Consider the following 16591-nt stretch of genomic DNA (forward strand, 5'->3'; position numbering starts at 1 on the left):
AGCCGGGAGATGCGAATGGATCGGACCAGTTCCCCGACCCCCTCCGCCAACCGGTCCCGTCTCCCCGCAGCGGAGGGCTAGTCCACCATGCTTTCGAACCAGGTGCTTGATCGGCTGATCAACGCAGTGGATTCCTGCCCCTACGGCATGGCCTCCGGCCGCAAGCACAAGCATGCGCCCGGCGCGGCCTCCACGCGCCCGCCGCTCTACACCGCCGAGGAAAAGGCCCGCCGCGACGCCACGCCCTGGACGCTGGTGCAGGGCATCCTCGCGCCCGTCCAGTTCCTGGTCTTCATGGTCAGCGTCGGTCTCGTCATCCGCTATCTCGGCAGCGGGGAGGGGCTCGCCTGGGCCGAGGGCTCGATCGTCCTCAAGACCTTGCTGCTCTACACGATCATGATCACCGGCTGCATCTGGGAGCATGAGGTCTACGGCAAGTACCTCTTCGCCCCGGCCTTCTTCTGGGAGGACGTGTTCAGCATGCTGGTGCTGGCGCTGCACACGGCCTATCTCGGCGCGCTCTTCGCCGGCTGGGGTGACACGCATTTCCAGATGTGGCTCGCCCTCGCGGCCTATGCCGCCTACGTCATCAACGCCACGCAATTCGTCCTGAAGCTGCGCGCCGCGCGCCTGCAGGCCGAGGGCGCATGAGCGCCATCCTCGAGCGCCCAGCCCCCGCGGCCCCGGCCGAGGCTGGCTGCGACACCCGCCCCGTCCTGCGCGAGCGGGGCCAGCGCGAGGTCTTCTGCGGGCTGACCGGCATCGTCTGGATGCATCGCAAGATCCAGGACGCCTTCTTCCTCGTGGTCGGCAGCCGCACCTGCGCCCACCTGCTGCAATCGGCCGCCGGCGTCATGATCTTCGCCGAGCCGCGCTTCGCCACCGCCATCCTGGATGAGCGCGACCTGGCCGGCCTGGCCGACGCCCAGGAGGAACTGGACCGTAACGTGACGCGCCTGCTGGAGCGCCGGCCGGACATCAAGCTCTTGTTCCTCGTCGGCTCCTGCCCTTCGGAGGTCATCAAGCTCGACCTCGCCCGCGCCGCGCAGCGGCTCGATCGCCGCTTCAACGGCGTGCGCGTGCTGAACTATTCGGGCTCGGGAATCGAAACCACATTCACCCAGGGCGAGGATGCCTGCCTCGCCGCGCTCGTGCCGGAGCTGCCGCAATCCGAGGTGGCGCAGCTCATGGTCGTGGGTGCCTTGGCCGATGTGGTCGAGGACCAGTTCATCCGCCTCTTCGCCGCCATGGGAATCGAGCGCGTGGCCTTCCTGCCGGCGCGGCGCGCGGGCGGCATGCCGGCGGTCGGCCCCGGCACGCAGTTCCTGCTGGCCCAGCCCTTCCTGGCTGAGACTGGCCGCCTGCTCGAAGCCCGCGGCGCGCGGCACCTGGCTGCACCCTTCCCGTTGGGCGCCGAGGGCACGACGCTCTGGCTCCGTGCCGCCGCCCGCGCCTTCGGGGTGAGCGAGGCGCGTTTCAACGAGGTGACGGCAGCCGGCGAAGCCCGAGCCCGCCAGGCGCTGGCCGGCCCGCGCGCGCGACTCGCCGGCAAGTCCGTCTTCTTCTTCCCCGACTCGCAGCTGGAAGTGCCGATGGCGCGCTTCCTCTCGCGCGAATGCGGGATGGAGGCGATTGAGATCGGCACGCCCTATCTGCACCGCCAGCACCTGGCGGAAGAGATGCCGCTGCTGCCCGAATCGGCGCTGCTCTCCGAGGGGCAGGATGTGGAGAAGCAGCTCGACCGCTGCCACGCGGCGCGACCGGACCTCGTGGTCTGCGGCCTCGGCCTCGCGAATCCGCTGGAGGCGCAGGGCATCACGACCAAGTGGTCCATCGAGCTCGTCTTCACGCCGGTGCAGGGCTACGACCAGGCGGGCGATCTCGCTGGCCTTTTCGCGCGCCCCTTCGCGCGGCGCGACGTGCTGAAGGTCTGAGGCGATGCAGCTCACCCTCTGGACCTATGAAGGCCCGCCCCATGTGGGGGCGATGCGTGTCGCGGCCGCCATGGAAGGCCTGCACTACGTGCTGCACGCCCCGCAGGGCGACACCTACGCCGACCTGCTCTTCACCATGATCGAGCGGCGCAATTCGCGCCCGCCCGTCACCTACACCACGTTCCAGGCCCGCGACCTCGGCGGCGACACGGCGGAGCTGTTCAAGACCGCGCTGCGCGACGCCAATGAGCGCTTCCGGCCCGAGGCCATGCTGGTCGGCGCCTCCTGCACGGCGGAGCTGATCCAGGATGATCCGGGCGGGCTTGCCGCCAGCTCGGGGCTTTCCATCCCGGTGATCCCGGTGGAACTGCCGGCCTACCAGAAGAAGGAGAACTGGGGCGCGGCCGAGACGCTCTACCAGCTCATCCGCCGTTTCGCCGTGAAGATGGAGCGCGCGTCCGGCGCCGCGCCCCGCTGCAACATCCTGGGCCCGACGGCGCTCGGCTTCCGCCATCGCGATGACATCAAGGAGGTGCGCGGGATCCTCGCGCGGCTCGGCATCGCGGTGAATGTGGTGGCGCCGCTGGGCGCCCGCCCGTCCGATCTCGCGCGGCTCGGCGATGCCGATTTCAACGTGGTCCTCTACCCCGAGATCGCGGGGCAGGCCGCCTCCTGGATGCAGCGCAACCTGGGGCAGCCCTTCACCCGGTGCATTCCCATCGGCGTCGGTGGCACGCGGGACTTCATCGCCGAGGTCGCCGCTCTGGCCCAGGTGGATGCCAGCGATTTTCTCGCCGAGGAGAGTTCGCGTCTGCCCTGGTACTCGCGCAGCGTGGACAGCACCTACCTCACCGGCAAGCGCGTCTTCATCTTCGCCGATGCCACCCATGCCGTGGCCGCCGCACGGGTCGCGGCCGAAGAACTCGGGTTCCAGGTCGTGGGCCTCGGCACCTATTCCCGCGAGCAGGCGCGCGACGTGCGCGAGGCTGCGAAGCGCCACGGCCTCGAAGCGCTGATCACCGACGATTATCTGGAGGTCGAGGCCGCGATCGCCGCCGCCCAGCCGGAGCTCGTGCTGGGCACGCAGATGGAGCGCCACGTGGCCAAGCGCCTGGGCGTCCCCTGCGCGGTGATCTCGGCACCCGTCCATGTGCAGGATTTCCCCGCGCGCAACTCGCCGCAGATGGGCTTCGAGGGTGCCAATGTCCTCTTCGATACCTGGGTCCATCCGCTGATGATGGGCCTGGAGGAACACCTGATCGGGATGTTCCGCGAGGATTTCGAGTTCCACGCCGAGGCCGCGCCCTCGCATCTCGGCCATGCCGCCGCACCCCGTGCGGCCGCGCCGGCCGAGGAAGCGCCCGCGGTGGCCGAGGCCGCCGTGATCGAGGCGCCAGGTGCCGTCAGCTGGACGCCGGATGGCGAGCGCGAGCTGAAGAAGATCCCGTTCTTCGTGCGCGGCAAGGCCCGCCGCAACACGGAGCGCTTCGCCGAGATGAACGGCATCCGGACCATCACGGTAGAGACCCTGTATGACGCAAAAGCCTACTTCTCCCGCTAGGGGGGGCCAGCCCCTCCACGTCGTCATCGTGACCATGGATGGTCACTTTGGCGCTGCGGTTGAGCGTGCACAGGCCGAACTTGCGGCCGAGATGCCGGGGCTGCGCCTCATCGTCCACTCGGCCGATGAATGGGCCAGCGACGCGCATGCGCTGGCGGCCTGCCATGCCGACATCGCACGGGCGGACATCATCCTGGCCGCCATGCTTTTCCTTGATGACCATGTGCGGATGGTGATGCCCGCGCTCGAAGCCCGCCGGGCGGATTGCGCCGCGATGGTCGGCATGATGTCGGCCGGCGAGGTGGTGAAGCTTACCCGCCTCAAGAAGTTCGACATGTCGGTCGAGGCGCGCGGCGTGCTGGGCATGCTGAAGAAGCTGCGCGGGTCGAAGGGGCCGAAATCCTCGGGCGCCGGGCAGATGAAGATGCTGCGCGAGCTGCCGAAGCTGCTGCGCTTCATCCCGGGCGTGGCGCAGGATGTGCGCGCCTACATGCTCTGCCTGCAATACTGGCTGGCCGGCTCCTCCGAGAACCTGGCGAATCTGGTTCGGCTGCTGGCCCATCGCTACGCCAATGCGCCGGTCGCGAAGCCCGGCGCTCCGGTCGAATACCCCGAGATCGGCCTTTATCACCCGGCGCTGCCCAACCGTTTCGCCGATGACGTGGCGGCGCTGCCGCGGCGCCAGGGCAGTCAGGGCCGGGTCGGGCTGCTGGTGCTGCGCTCCTATGTGCTGGCCGGCAATGCAGGCCATTATGACGGCGTCATCGCCGAGTTCGAGAAGCGCGGCATCGAGGTGGTGCCGGCCTTCGCCTCGGGCCTCGACCAGCGCCCGGCGGTGGAGCGCTTCTTCATGCGCGACGGCCGCGCCACGGTGGATGCGGTGGTCTCGCTCACCGGATTCTCGCTGGTGGGCGGCCCGGCTTATAATGACGCGCGCGCAGCGGAGACGATGCTGGCGGCGCTCGACGTGCCCTATGTCGGCGCCCATCCGCTCGAATTCCAGCCGATCTTCCAGTGGCGCAAGGATGCGCGCGGTCTGACGCCGGTGGAGGCCACCATGATGGTTGCGCTGCCCGAGCTTGACGGCGCCATCATGCCGATGACCTTCGGCGGGCGCTGCGGCGCGACCACGCCGGGCGACCGCTGCCCGGGCTGCGACGGCGTCTCCTGCGGGCGCGACATGGTCGCGCATTACGAACGCGCCGGCACGCTCGCGCAGCGCGTGCTCAAGATGATCGCGCTTCGCCGCAAGGCACGGGCCGAACGGCGCGTCGGCATTGTGCTCTTCAACTTCCCGCCCAATGCCGGGAATACCGGCACCGCCGCCTATCTCTCCGTGTTCGAGAGCCTGCACGCCACGCTGCGCGGCATGCGGGACCAGGGCTACACGGTCGAGGTGCCGGAGAGCGTGGATGCGCTGCGCGAGCAGATCATCAACGGCAATCGCGAGCGCTTCGGCGCGCTCGCCAATGTCGGCGCCCGGGTGACGACGGATGATCACGTCCGCAAGCAGCGCTGGCTGGCCGAGATCGAGAAGTCCTGGGGCCCGGCCCCCGGTCGGCAGCAGAGCGACGGCGCCAGCATCCACGTGCTCGGCGAGCGCTTCGGCAACGTCTTCGTCGGCGTGCAGCCCGGCTTCGGCTATGAGGGCGACCCCATGCGGCTGCTCTTCGAGCATGGCTTCGCCCCCACCCACGCCTTCGCCGCCTTCTATCGCTGGCTGAGCGAGGAGTTCCAGGCGGATGCAGTACTGCATTTCGGCACCCATGGCGCGCTGGAGTTCATGCCGGGCAAGCAGGCCGGCATGTCGGCCGAATGCTGGCCCGACCGGCTGATCGGCGACCTGCCGAATTTCTACCTCTACGCCTCCAACAACCCTTCCGAGGGCATGCTCGCCAAGCGGCGGGCCGGGGCCACGCTGATCAGCTACCTGACGCCGCCGGTGGCGAGTGCGGGACTGTATCGCGGCCTGATGGACCTGAAGGCGAGCCTGGATCGCTGGCGCGCGCTGGAGCCCGACACCGACCCTGCGATGCGCGCCAACATGGCGCAGCTCGTCCAGGCGCAGGCCGCCGCGGTGGAGCTGGCCGCGGCCGAGCCCGCCTGGGAGGCCGAGGCCTGCGAAGTGCGGATGATGAAGCTCACCGCAGAGCTGCTGGAGCTGGAATACACCCTCATCCCCTATGGCCTGCACGCCTTGGGTCAGCCCATGAGCGAGCAGCAGCGCCACGAGATGCTGGACGCGGCCGGCGTGACCGAGCCCGCGGAGCGCGCGCGCCTCGATCACCTGCTGGCGACCGAGCATGAGATCCCGGCCATCCTGCATGCGCTGGATGGCGGCTACACCAAGCCGGCGCCTGGCGGTGACCTGCTGCGCACCACGGATGTGCTGCCCACGGGCCGCAACCTGCACGGCTTCGATCCCTTCGCCATCCCGTCCAACTTCGCCGTGCGGGACGGCGCGCAGCAGGCCGACCGCCTGCTGGAGCGTCACGCCTCGCAAGGCGCGGCCCTGCCCGAGACCATCGCCATGGTCCTCTGGGGCACCGACAACCTGAAGACCGAGGGTGGTCCCATCGCCCAGGCGCTCTGGCTGATGGGCGCCGAGCCGCGGCATGACGCCTATGGCCGCCTCTGTGGCGCGCAGCTCGTGCCGCTGGAGCGCCTCGGTCGCCCGCGCATTGACGTGATGATCAGCCTCTCCGGCATCTTCCGGGATCTGCTGCCGCTGCAGACCAAGCTGCTGGCCGAGGCCGCGCTGCTCGCCGCGCAGGCGGATGAGCCGGAGGCGATGAACTTCATCCGCAAGCACGCCATGGCCTTCCTGGCGAAGCATGGTGGCAGCATCGAGGATGCGGCGTTGCGCATCTTCGGTAATGCGGACGGCACCTACGGCGCCAACGTCAACCAGATCGTGGACAATGGCGGTTGGCAGGACGAGGACGAGCTGGCCGAGGCCTATCTCAAGCGCAAGGGCTTCGCCTATGGCGCCGATGGCCGCCCGCGCCGTCAGGATGCGGTGATGAACGAGGTGCTCGGCACCGTCGAATGCACCTACCAGAACCTCGACTCCGTCGAGAGCGGCATCACCACCATCAGCCACTACTTCGACAGCCTGGGTGGCATGAGCCGCGCCGTGCTGCGCGTCCGCGGGCAGGAGCCCTCGGTCTATATTGGAGACCAGACCAAGGGGGCCGGCACCGTCCGCTCGCTCGCCGAGCAGGTGAGCCTCGAGACGCGCACCCGCGCGCTGAACCCGAAGTGGTTCGAGGCCATGCTGAGCCATGGCTATGAGGGCGTGCGCCAGATCGAAGAGCACGTGACCAACACCATGGGCTGGTCTGCCACCACCGGCCAGGTGCAGCCCTGGGTCTATCAGCACCTGGCGCAGACCTACATGCTGGATGACGAGATGCGCGCGCGCCTCGCCAACCTCAACCCGACCGCATCCGCGAAGATCGCGAACCGCCTGATCGAAGCCACCGAACGCTCCTACTGGACGCCCGATGCAGCAACGCTTGAAGCGCTGCGCCGTGCCGGCGAGGAGCTCGAAGACCGGCTTGAAGGCATCACCCCGGAGATGGCTGCATGAATCACGTGACGCGAACCGAGCTGATCCGCGGGGCCAATACCCAGAAGGTGGGGGATGGCGCGGGCAGCGTCCAGGTCCACATGGACCAGATCGCCAAGATCGAGACAGCCAAGGTCTTCGCCGTCTATGGCAAGGGCGGCATCGGCAAGAGCACGACCAGCTCCAACCTCTCGGCCGCCTTCGCCAAGCTCGGCAAGCGTGTGCTGCAGATCGGCTGCGATCCGAAGCATGACAGCACATTCACGCTCACCAAGCGGATGATCCCGACGGTCATCGACGTGCTGGAGAGTGTGGACTTCCACGCGGAGGAACTCCGTGCGGAAGATTTCGTGGTCGAGGGCTATGGCGGCGTCATGTGCGTGGAGGCGGGCGGCCCGCCGGCCGGCACCGGCTGCGGCGGCTATGTGGTGGGCCAGACGGTGAAGCTCCTGAAGGAGCATCACCTGCTGGAGGACACCGATGTGGTGGTCTTTGACGTGCTGGGCGATGTGGTCTGCGGTGGCTTCGCGGCGCCGCTGCTCCATGCCGATCGCGGCCTGATCGTCGCCGCCAATGACTTCGACAGCATCTTCGCGATGAACCGGATCGTGGCCGCCATCCACGCCAAGGCGAAGAACTACGGCGTCAGGATCGGCGGCGTGATCGCCAACCGCTCGAAGGACACGGACCAGATCGAGCGCTACAACGACCGGACCGGCATGAAGCTGCTGGGCCATTTCCCCGACCTCGACGTGATCCGCCGCTCGCGCCTCAAGAAGGCGACGCTGTTCGAGATGGATGACAGCCCGGAAGTGGAAGCGGTGCGCGCGGAATATCTGCGCCTCGCAGCCAGCCTCTGGGCGGGGGTGGACCCGCTGGAGGCGGGGCCCCTCAAGGATCGCGAGATCTTCGACCTGCTGGGCTACGACTGATGCACAGCGCGACCTACACCGAGCGGCGCAGCAAGCTCGAAGCCTATTTCGACCGGACGGCCGCCGCCGCCTGGCAGCGCCTGACGTCGGATGCGCCGGTCAGCGGTATCCGCGCCACCGTGCGCGCGGGCCGTGACGAGATGCGCAAGACGCTGCTCTCCTGGCTGCCGGAGGACCTGACCGGTCTGCGCCTGCTCGATGCCGGCTGCGGCACGGGCGCCCTGGCGAGCGAAGCCGCGCTGCGCGGCGCCGATGTCGTGGCGGTGGACCTCTCGCCCACTCTGGTCGAGTGCGCGCGGGAGCGCGCGCAGGAGATCGGTGGCCCGCAGCCGCATTTCGTGGCGGGCGACATGCTGGGCGAGGAGCATGGCGAATTCGACCATATCGTCGCCATGGACAGCCTGATCCACTACGACGCGCCTGACATCGTCGCGGCGCTGGCGCGCGCGGCGAAGCGTTGCCGTCGGTCCATGCTGTTTACCGTCGCTCCCAACTCGCCGTTGCTGAGCGCCATGATCACGGTGGGGCGCCTGTTCCCGCGCGGCGACCGGGCGCCCTTCATTGCGCCGCTGGCCGAATCCAAGCTGCGCCGCCTGATCGCAGCCGAGCCCGCGCTGCGCGACTTCACGGCGGGCCGCCACCGGAAGGTGCAGCGCGGCTTCTACACCAGCCAGGCCTATGAATGGGTGAGGCGATGAGAGGCTTCAGCCTCGCCAAGCAATGGATGCGGCTCTCGCCCGCGATGCTGCCCTTCGCCGATGCGGCGACGGAGGAACTTCCGCTTTCGCGCCTGCTGCGCCTGTCCCTGTTCCAGATCTCCGTCGGCATGGCCGCGGTGCTGCTGATTGGCACGCTGAACCGCGTGATGATCGTGGAATTGCAGGTGCCCGCGGGTCTGGTCGCCGTCATGGTGGCGCTGCCGCTCGTCTTCGCGCCGCTGCGTGCGCTGATCGGCTTCCGTTCGGACAACTACGCTTCCGCGCTTGGGTGGCGGCGGGTGCCCTACATCTGGTTCGGCACCATCTTCCAGTTCAGCGGCTTCGCGATGATGCCCTTCGCGCTGATCCTGCTTTCGGGCGACACCACGGGCCCGATGTGGGCGGGACAGGTGGCTGCCGCCATCTCCTTCCTGCTGGTGGGCGCCGGCATGCATATGGTGCAGACGGCGGGCCTGGCCCTCGCCACCGACATCGCGCCGCCCAAGGTCCAGGCCAAGGTGGTGGCGCTGCTTTCGGTCATGTTCCTGCTGGGCATGCTGCTCGCCTCGATCGTGTTCGGCGCGCTGCTGACGCCCTTCAGCCAGATCAAGCTCATCCAGGTGATCCAGGGGGCGGCCGCGCTCACCATGGTCATCAACTTCATCGCCGTGTGGAAGCAGGAGCCGCGCGTCCCGAACCGCAACATGGACCGCACAGAAGAGCCGAGCTTCATCGCTGCCTGGCGCGAGCTGCGGCAGACCGGCCCCTGGGGGCGGCGCCTGCTGGCGACCGGCCTCGGCACCTTCGCCTTCTCTGCCCAGGATATCCTGCTCGAGCCCTATGGCGGGCAGATCCTGGGGCTGAGTGTCGGGGCGACGACGCTGCTGACGGCGCTCTTCGCCTCGGGCGGCATCGTCGGATTCTGGCTTGCGGCCAAGCGCATCGGCGATGGTTCGGACGCCAACCGCATCGCGGGCTTCGGCGCGATGTTCGGCACGCTGGGTTTCGCGGGCGTGCTGCTCGCGGCGCCGCTTGCCAGCACGGGCCTCTTCGCCTGCGGCGTCGCGGTGATCGGCTTTGGCGCTGGGCTTTTCGGCCATGGCACACTGACGAGCTGCATGCAGGCCGCGCCGGCGGACAAGATCGGCCTCGCACTCGGCAGCTGGGGGGCGGTGCAGGCCACCGCTGCGGGTCTCGCCATCGCGACCGGCGGCCTGCTGCGTGACACGCTCGCCGGCCTCGCCACCGGAGGGATGCTGGGGGACGTGCTCACCGGCCCCGCCGTCGGCTACGGCGCCGTCTACCTCATCGAAATCGCGCTTCTCTTCGCGACCCTCGCGGTGATCGGACCCCTGGTCCGCACGCCGCGACGCCTCGACTCACCGCTCGGACTTTCCGGGCCGCAGACTGCAACCTGAAGCCAAGAGGAGGTCCGCCATGCAGGCAGGCACCTATCTGACCAGTATCGATTACGCCACCGTCTCGATCTACGCCTTCTGGATCTTCTTCGGGGCGCTGGTGCTCTACCTGAACCGGGAGAGCAAGCGCGAGGGCTATCCGCTCGTGACACCCGGCCGGCCCAAGCAGAACAATGTCGGCGGCTTCCCGGGCATGCCGGAGCCCAAGACCTTCCTTCTGGCCAACGGCACCACGGTGCAGGCGCCCAAGCCCGAGACCGAGCGCGAGATCGCGATGGTCCCGATGGATCGCTCGCCCGGATCGCCCCTCATCCCGACGGGCGATCCGCTGGTGGATGGCGTGGGCCCCGCGGCCTATGTGATGCGCGGCATGCACCCGGCCGTCCTGCATGATGACGGCACGCCCTCCATCGTGCCGCTGCGCATCGCGCCCGAGTTCAGCGTGGATGCGGGCGACCCGGATCCGCGCGGCTATGACGTGCTGGATGCGGATGGCGTCGTCGCCGGCCGCTGCGTGGATGTCTGGCTCGACAAGTCCGAGATGATCTTCCGCTACATCGAGGTCGCCGTGCAGACCGATACGGGCGAGCGGACGATGATGTACCCCGTGCCGCTCATCCGCGTGGATGGCGAGCGGCGCGTGGTCACGGTGCGCACCCTGCTGGCCAAGCACTTCGCCAACGCGCCCCGCCTCAGCTACCGCGACAGCATCACGCTCCGTGAGGAGGACATGGTCTCGGCCTATTGCGCCGGCGGCCAGCTCTACGCGAAGCCCGAGCGTTCGGAGCCCTGCCTGTGAGAGAGCACGAGATCGAGCCGGTTCCGGGCCTGCCCGAGAAGCTGCCGGAGGGGGAGGGCATCCTCTGGCAGGGCAGCCCGCGCTGGTGGTCACTCGCCAGCCGTGCGCTGCATTTGCGCGGTCTCGCCCTCTACTTCGCGCTCATGGTGGGCTGGAGCATCTGGAACGCGGCCAGCTCGGCCGCGAGCTTCGGCGAGGCGGCCTTCGCCTCGGCGACGTCGCTGGGCCTCGCGCTCCTCTGCCTCGCCGTGCTGGTCGTGATCGGCCGTGCGATGGCGCAGGCGGCCTTCTACACCATCACCAACAAGCGCGTGGTGCTGCGGGTCGGCGTCGCGCTGCCGATGACGATCAACATCCCCTTCACCGCGATCGAGACCGCCGCGGTGAAGCGCCATGCGGACGGGACGGAGGACATCGTCCTCACCCTCTCGTCGAAGCAGAAGATCGCCTGGCTCGCCCTCTGGCCGCATGCGCGGCCCTGGCGCGTGGCCCGGGCGGAGCCGATGCTGCGCGCGGTGCCCGTGACGTCCGGTGCGGCGCAGGTGCTGGCGCGCGCGCTGGCCGCCAGCGCCTCCATGCCGGTGACGCCAGTTGTCGAGCAGGGACGCGGGGTGCGTGACGGCGCGCTGCCCGGCGCGGCGGTGGCCTGATGTTCACGCTCACCGATCGCGGCAATTTCCTGCCCCTGCTGACGGGCCTGGCCGTCATCTGCGGCGTGCTGTTCCTCGTCGGTGGGCGGCAGCCGCGCTCTGTCGAGGTTCGTGGCCTCGAGCAGCCGGCCGCTGAGCGGCTGGTTCGTTTCGAGGATGGCGCGGATGGCTCCATTGTCATCCGTGATGCGCAGAATTCGGCGGTTCTGGCGCGGTTTCCGGTAGCCGAAGGCGGCTTCGTGCGTGGTAGCATCCGTGCGTTGGCGCGTGAGCGTCGCCAGGAAGGTCAGGGTCGCGAGGCGCCGTTTCGCCTTGCCGTCTGGGCGGATGGCCAACTCACGCTCGACGATGCGGCGACCGGACGCCGGATCGACCTGACGGCCTTCGGCGCAACCAATGCCGGGGTCTTTTCGCGGTTGCTGACCGCGCAAGGAGAAGATTGATGAGGAAGGCCCTTGTTGGTTTGTGGGACGACATCACCGGCCCGCGCACCATCACGGTTCCCTGCACCGTGGAGATCGAGCAGAGCTTCGACAGCTTCCACGCCCACGCGGTTCCCGAAGGTATCATGCTGCGCCCGGGGGACCGGGTGGTGGTGAACGGCGCACCCGACCACATCGCCTATGGCGAATGCACCAGCTACGAGACGACGGCGACGGTCTATCGCGCCGGGCCGATCACCAGGCTCTGGACCGAGATTTCGGCCATCGTCGAGCTGACCGAGCTGTATCATTGCGGCTTCGAGCCGAAGGAGTATGTGGCTGGGGAGTACGCGGCATGAACCACATCAACCCCAACCCGCCGCGCCAGCTCAACGAGACGACGCGGATGGCGACCACCGAGACGGTGCTCTCGCCGCGCTTCTACACGACCGACTTCGCGGCCATGGACGCGCTCGATGTCAGCTCCATCCGCGAGGACTGGGACGAGCTGATGGCCGAGTTCCGGCGCGACCCGAACAAGGGTCATTTCGTCCGCACCGCGGTCTTCGACGAGTTCCGCATGGATGACCTGCCGGAGCCCCTGCAGAAGGAGCTGCTGGAATTCCTCGTGAGCTCCGTCACCGCCGAATTCTCCGGCTGCGTGCTCTATGCCGAGATCAAGAAGCGCATCAAGAATCCCGACATCAAGGAGCTGTTCGCGGTGATGAGCCGCGACGAGGCGCGCCATGCGGGCTTCATCAATGACAGCCTGAAGGACCTCGGCGTCGGCGTGGATCTGGGCTTCCTGACCAAGGCGAAGAAGTATCACTACTTCCAGCCGAAGTTCATCTTCTACGCGACCTATCTCAGCGAGAAGATCGGCTACGCGCGCTACATCACCATCTACCGCCAGTTCGAGCGGCACCCGGAGCTGCGCTTCCACCCGATCTTCAACTGGTTCAAGGAGTGGTGCAACGACGAGTTCCGCCACGGCGAGGCCTTCGCGCTGCTGATGCGGGCCAACCCGCAGCTCACCAGCGGGATCAACGTGCTCTGGTGCAAGTTCTTCCAGCTCGCGGTCTTCGCGACGATGTATGTGCGTGACCATGCGCGGCCGGAGTTCCACAAGGCCCTCGGCATGACGCCCACGGAATACGACATGGAGGTGTTCCGCATCACCGCCGAGATCTGCAAGCAGGTCTTTCCGGTGACGCTGGACATCGAGGCGCCCGCCTTCCAGCGCAACATGGACCGCATGCTCGCGATCGCCGAGGCGATGGGCGAGACGCGGCGCAAGCCGGGCTTCCTGTCCAGCGTGAAGCGCTTCGGCCTCAGCATCGGCGCGGCCGCGGTCTTCGCGCGGCTCTACCTGATCCGCGGCCGCAAGGCCGAGCTTCCGGCGCAGGTGCGCCTGAGCCCGGCCTGGTAACGGGAGCCCCGCGTGCTGCAGCACATCCTCCCTGTCATCTTCGCGGTCTTCGTCTGGTGGTTCGGCACGGCGCTCGTCTTCCTGCTGGACCAACTTCCCAGGCGCAGCTTCCGCTGGACGATGGCTGGGGCGAGTGCGGCGCTCGTGGGGGCGCTCTACGGCACGGCGGCGCTGGCCGAGGATGTCACCGTCACGGGGGCTTATCTCGGCTTTGCCTGCGGCGTCGTGATCTGGGCCTGGGGCGAGATCGGGTTCCTGACCGGTCTGGTCACCGGCCCCAGCCGCCAGCCCTGCCCGCCGGGGGCGGAAGGCTGGGGGCGCTTCATCGCGGCCCTGCGGACCATCCTCTACCACGAACTGGCCATCCTGGGCCTTGGCCTCGTGCTGCTGGCGCTGTTGTGGGATGCCCCTAACCAGATGGCCCTGCACACCTATCTGGTGCTCTGGATCATGCGTCAGAGTGCTAAAATCAATATTTACCTGGGTGCGCGCAATCTGGGCGAGAGCATGCTCCCGCCCCACCTGGTCCATCTGGCGAGCTATTTCCGCCGGGGGACCATGAATGCGCTGTTCCCGGTCTCGGTCACCGGCGGGACCATCGCGGTCGTCGTCCTGGTCCAGCATGGCCTGGGCGCAGGGCCCTATGAAGCCGCCGCCACTACCTTGCTCGCGGCCCTGATGGCATTGGCCGTGATCGAGCACTGGTTCCTCATGCTGCCCCTCCCGCTCGATGGTCTCTGGACCTGGAGCCGGCCGGGGCAGGCCCCCAACCACACGGTCCCATGCCCGCAGCATGTGGAAACGGCCCGGCTGCCGTTGCGGCCCTGAAACAAGAAAGGCCAGACGATGAACTACGACACCCTCTTCCGCACCCAGCTCGACGGTCTCCGCAAGGAGGGGCGCTATCGCGTCTTCGCCGACCTCGAGCGCCAGGCCGGGGCCTTCCCGAAGGCGAAGTTCCATGGCTCCGGCGGCGTGGGCGAGGTCACCGTCTGGTGCTCCAACGACTATCTCTGCATGGGGCAGAACCCCAAGGTCCTGGCCGCGATGCATGAGGCGCTGGACCGCAGCGGCGCCGGCGCCGGCGGCACGCGCAACATCGGCGGCACCAACCACGAGCACATCCTGCTGGAGCGCGAGCTGGCCGACCTGCACGGCAAGGACGCCGCGCTGCTGTTCAACTCCGGCTACATGTCGAACTGGGCGACGCTCTCCACGCTCGCCTCCCGCCTGCCAGGCTGCATCGTGCTGTCCGATGAGCTGAACCATGCCTCAATGATCGAGGGCATCCGCCACAGCCGCGCCCAGTGCATCGTCTGGAAGCACAATGACCTGGCGGACCTGCGCGAGAAGCTCGCCGCCATTCCGGCCGAGACGCCCAAGCTCATCGCCTTCGAGAGCGTCTATTCGATGGATGGCGACGTGGCCCCCATCCATGCCATCTGCGACCTGGCCGATGAGTTCGGCGCCATGACCTACCTCGATGAGGTGCATGCGGTCGGCCTCTACGGCGCGCGGGGCGGCGGCATCTCCGAGCGGGACGGCGCGCAGCATCGCCTGACGGTGATCGAGGGCACGCTGGCCAAGGCCTTCGGCGTGATCGGTGGCTATATCGCCGGCTCCACCGACATGGTGGATTTCGTCCGCAGCTTCGCCTCGGGCTTCATCTTCTCGACCTCGCTGCCGCCGGCCGTCGCCGCCGGCGCGGCCGCCAGCATCCGCCACCTGAAGGAAAGTGCCGTCGAGCGCGAGCGGATGCATGAGCGCGTGGCCAAGGTCCGCGCCCGGCTGGACGAGCTGCAGATCCCGCATCTCGACAATCCGAGCCACATCGTTCCTGTGATGGTCTATGACGCGGTGCTCTGCAAGCAGATCAGCGACCTACTGCTGGAGGAGCACGGCATCTACGTGCAGCCCATCAACTTCCCGACCGTGCCGCGCGGCACGGAGCGGCTGCGCTTCACGCCCTCGCCGGCTCACACCGATGCCGACATCGACCACCTGATGTCCGCGCTGCAGCAGGTCTGGGCCCGCTTCCAGCCGAGGCGAGTCACCTGAGCATGGACGGCTCGATCGTCGGGACCAGGCCGCGGGCGCGGAAGGCGGGCAAGAAGGCGGGGGCGCCGGCACAGCCGCGCCTCGTCTTCCCCTTCACGGCGATTGTCGGCCAGGAGGAGCTGCGCCTGTCGCTGAGCCTCTGCGCGGTGGATCCGAGCATCGGCGGCGTGCTGGCCCTGGGTGACCGCGGCACGGGCAAGTCCACGGCGATCCGCGCTCTCGCCGCCTTGCTGCCGCCCATGCGGGCGATCCAGGGCTGCGCCTACAACTGCGAGCCGGGCAAGCCGACCCCGGGCTGCGAGGCCTGCGCCCGCCGTGCGCCCAAGGCCGTGAGCGTGCCGGTGCCGGTGGTGGACCTGCCGCTCGGCGCCTCCGAGGATCGCGTGGTCGGTGCGCTCGATCTCGAAAAGGCGCTGGCCCAGGGCCAGAAGGCCTTCGAGCCAGGCCTGCTGGCGCGCGCCCATCGCGGCTTCCTCTACATCGACGAGGTGAACCTGCTGGAGGACCATCTGGTGGACCTCCTGCTCGATGTCGCGGCCTCAGGCGAGAATGTGGTGGAGCGCGACGGCCTCTCCATCCGCCACCCCGCGCGTTTCGTGCTGGTGGGCAGCGGCAATCCGGAGGAGGGCGAGCTTCGCCCGCAGCTGCTGGACCGCTTCGGCCTCTCCATCGAGGTGACGACGCCCTCCGACCTGCCGACCCGCATCGAGGTCATCAAGCGGCGCGACGCCTTCGAGCGTGACCCGCCCGGCTTCTGCGCCCAGTGGCAGCCGGAGGAGGAGGCGCTGCGCGCCCGCATCCTCGCGGCGCGGGACCTGCTGCCACGCGTCGAACTGGCCGATGACGTGCTGGAGATGGCGGCGAAGCTCTGCATGACCGCCGGCACGGATGGCTTGCGCGGCGAGCTGACGCTGATGCGCACCGCGCGTGCGCTGGCCGCCTTCGAGGGCGCCACGCAGGTCAGCCTCGACCATCTGCGCCGGCTCGCGCCCATGGCGCTGCGCCACCGTCTGCGTCGCAACCCGCTGGATGACGCGGTGGCCTCCACCCGCGTGGCCCGCGCGGTGCAGGAGGTCTTCGGGCCGTGAACACGCCGGCCCGGGGGCCATCGCCGGGCGA

Annotated in this window: 15 protein-coding genes; all 15 read left to right on the forward strand. The window is 68.6% G+C overall.

Going from position 1 to position 16591, the window contains the following annotated elements; all coding sequences use genetic code 11:
• Positions 1-87: 87 nt before the first annotated feature.
• Genes bchF through bchI form a run of 15 tightly spaced genes read left to right on the forward strand, consistent with a single transcriptional unit; the run spans position 88 to position 16560 of the window.
• Complete coding sequence (gene bchF, locus R9Z33_RS12140; RefSeq protein ID WP_318651554.1) at positions 88-651, forward strand: 2-vinyl bacteriochlorophyllide hydratase; 564 nt, start codon at positions 88-90, stop codon at positions 649-651.
• The gene (locus tag R9Z33_RS12145) at positions 648-1934 is read left to right on the forward strand and encodes a ferredoxin:protochlorophyllide reductase (ATP-dependent) subunit N (RefSeq protein WP_318651555.1); all 1287 of its coding nucleotides are present in this window, start codon (positions 648-650) and stop codon (positions 1932-1934) included. The genes bchF and R9Z33_RS12145 overlap by 4 nt, the downstream gene beginning before the upstream one ends.
• A gap of 4 nt (positions 1935-1938) precedes the next feature.
• Positions 1939-3495, forward strand: a complete 1557-nt coding sequence (gene bchB, locus R9Z33_RS12150; protein WP_318651556.1) for a ferredoxin:protochlorophyllide reductase (ATP-dependent) subunit B — start codon at positions 1939-1941, stop codon at positions 3493-3495.
• Positions 3467-7087: a magnesium chelatase subunit H gene (locus tag R9Z33_RS12155; RefSeq protein WP_318651557.1), complete on the forward strand. Its 3621-nt coding sequence runs from the start codon at positions 3467-3469 to the stop codon at positions 7085-7087. The genes bchB and R9Z33_RS12155 overlap by 29 nt, the downstream gene beginning before the upstream one ends.
• Entirely contained in the window at positions 7084-7998 is a 915-nt protein-coding gene (bchL, locus tag R9Z33_RS12160; RefSeq protein WP_318651558.1) for a ferredoxin:protochlorophyllide reductase (ATP-dependent) iron-sulfur ATP-binding protein, read from the forward strand. Before R9Z33_RS12155 ends, bchL begins: the two co-directional genes overlap by 4 nt.
• Positions 7998-8696, forward strand: a complete 699-nt coding sequence (gene bchM / locus R9Z33_RS12165) for a magnesium protoporphyrin IX methyltransferase (RefSeq protein ID WP_318651559.1) — start codon at positions 7998-8000, stop codon at positions 8694-8696. The genes bchL and bchM overlap by 1 nt, the downstream gene beginning before the upstream one ends.
• On the forward strand, positions 8693-10114 hold the full coding sequence (locus R9Z33_RS12170) for a BCD family MFS transporter (protein WP_318651560.1): 1422 nt from the start codon (positions 8693-8695) through the stop codon (positions 10112-10114). The genes bchM and R9Z33_RS12170 overlap by 4 nt, the downstream gene beginning before the upstream one ends.
• Positions 10115-10133: 19 nt before the next feature.
• Entirely contained in the window at positions 10134-10913 is a 780-nt protein-coding gene (gene puhA / locus R9Z33_RS12175) for a photosynthetic reaction center subunit H (protein ID WP_318651561.1), read from the forward strand.
• Entirely contained in the window at positions 10910-11563 is a 654-nt protein-coding gene (gene puhB / locus R9Z33_RS12180) for a photosynthetic complex putative assembly protein PuhB (RefSeq protein ID WP_318651562.1), read from the forward strand. Before puhA ends, puhB begins: the two co-directional genes overlap by 4 nt.
• Entirely contained in the window at positions 11563-12006 is a 444-nt protein-coding gene (puhC, locus tag R9Z33_RS12185) for a photosynthetic complex assembly protein PuhC (protein WP_318651563.1), read from the forward strand. The genes puhB and puhC overlap by 1 nt, the downstream gene beginning before the upstream one ends.
• Positions 12006-12344, forward strand: coding sequence for a hypothetical protein (locus R9Z33_RS12190; RefSeq protein ID WP_318651564.1), 339 nt, complete (start codon positions 12006-12008; stop codon positions 12342-12344). The genes puhC and R9Z33_RS12190 overlap by 1 nt, the downstream gene beginning before the upstream one ends.
• A complete protein-coding gene (gene acsF / locus R9Z33_RS12195; RefSeq protein WP_318651565.1) occupies positions 12341-13414 on the forward strand; it encodes a magnesium-protoporphyrin IX monomethyl ester (oxidative) cyclase in 1074 nt (357 codons plus the stop codon). Before R9Z33_RS12190 ends, acsF begins: the two co-directional genes overlap by 4 nt.
• A 12-nt stretch (positions 13415-13426) precedes the next feature.
• Positions 13427-14242, forward strand: a complete 816-nt coding sequence (gene puhE / locus R9Z33_RS12200; protein WP_318651566.1) for a putative photosynthetic complex assembly protein PuhE — start codon at positions 13427-13429, stop codon at positions 14240-14242.
• An 18-nt stretch (positions 14243-14260) separates the two neighbouring features.
• A complete protein-coding gene (gene hemA / locus R9Z33_RS12205) occupies positions 14261-15472 on the forward strand; it encodes a 5-aminolevulinate synthase (RefSeq protein ID WP_318651567.1) in 1212 nt (403 codons plus the stop codon).
• Positions 15473-15474: 2 nt separating this feature from the next.
• On the forward strand, positions 15475-16560 hold the full coding sequence (bchI, locus tag R9Z33_RS12210; protein WP_318651568.1) for a magnesium chelatase ATPase subunit I: 1086 nt from the start codon (positions 15475-15477) through the stop codon (positions 16558-16560).
• The last annotated feature ends 31 nt before the right edge of the window (positions 16561-16591 follow it).

The sequence above is a fragment of the Sediminicoccus rosea genome, assembly GCF_033547095.1.
Taxonomy (GTDB): Bacteria; Pseudomonadota; Alphaproteobacteria; order Acetobacterales; family Acetobacteraceae; genus Roseococcus; species Roseococcus rosea.

Coding starts and splice junctions, on each gene's coding strand:
- bchF (WP_318651554.1), top strand. CDS start 88: ATGCTTTCGAACCAGGTGCTTGATCGGCTGATCAACGCAGTGGATTCC.
- R9Z33_RS12145 (WP_318651555.1), top strand. CDS start 648: ATGAGCGCCATCCTCGAGCGCCCAGCCCCCGCGGCCCCGGCCGAGGCT.
- bchB (WP_318651556.1), top strand. CDS start 1,939: ATGCAGCTCACCCTCTGGACCTATGAAGGCCCGCCCCATGTGGGGGCG.
- R9Z33_RS12155 (WP_318651557.1), top strand. CDS start 3,467: ATGACGCAAAAGCCTACTTCTCCCGCTAGGGGGGGCCAGCCCCTCCAC.
- bchL (WP_318651558.1), top strand. CDS start 7,084: ATGAATCACGTGACGCGAACCGAGCTGATCCGCGGGGCCAATACCCAG.
- bchM (WP_318651559.1), top strand. CDS start 7,998: ATGCACAGCGCGACCTACACCGAGCGGCGCAGCAAGCTCGAAGCCTAT.
- R9Z33_RS12170 (WP_318651560.1), top strand. CDS start 8,693: ATGAGAGGCTTCAGCCTCGCCAAGCAATGGATGCGGCTCTCGCCCGCG.
- puhA (WP_318651561.1), top strand. CDS start 10,134: ATGCAGGCAGGCACCTATCTGACCAGTATCGATTACGCCACCGTCTCG.
- puhC (WP_318651563.1), top strand. CDS start 11,563: ATGTTCACGCTCACCGATCGCGGCAATTTCCTGCCCCTGCTGACGGGC.
- R9Z33_RS12190 (WP_318651564.1), top strand. CDS start 12,006: ATGAGGAAGGCCCTTGTTGGTTTGTGGGACGACATCACCGGCCCGCGC.
- acsF (WP_318651565.1), top strand. CDS start 12,341: ATGAACCACATCAACCCCAACCCGCCGCGCCAGCTCAACGAGACGACG.
- hemA (WP_318651567.1), top strand. CDS start 14,261: ATGAACTACGACACCCTCTTCCGCACCCAGCTCGACGGTCTCCGCAAG.
- bchI (WP_318651568.1), top strand. CDS start 15,475: ATGGACGGCTCGATCGTCGGGACCAGGCCGCGGGCGCGGAAGGCGGGC.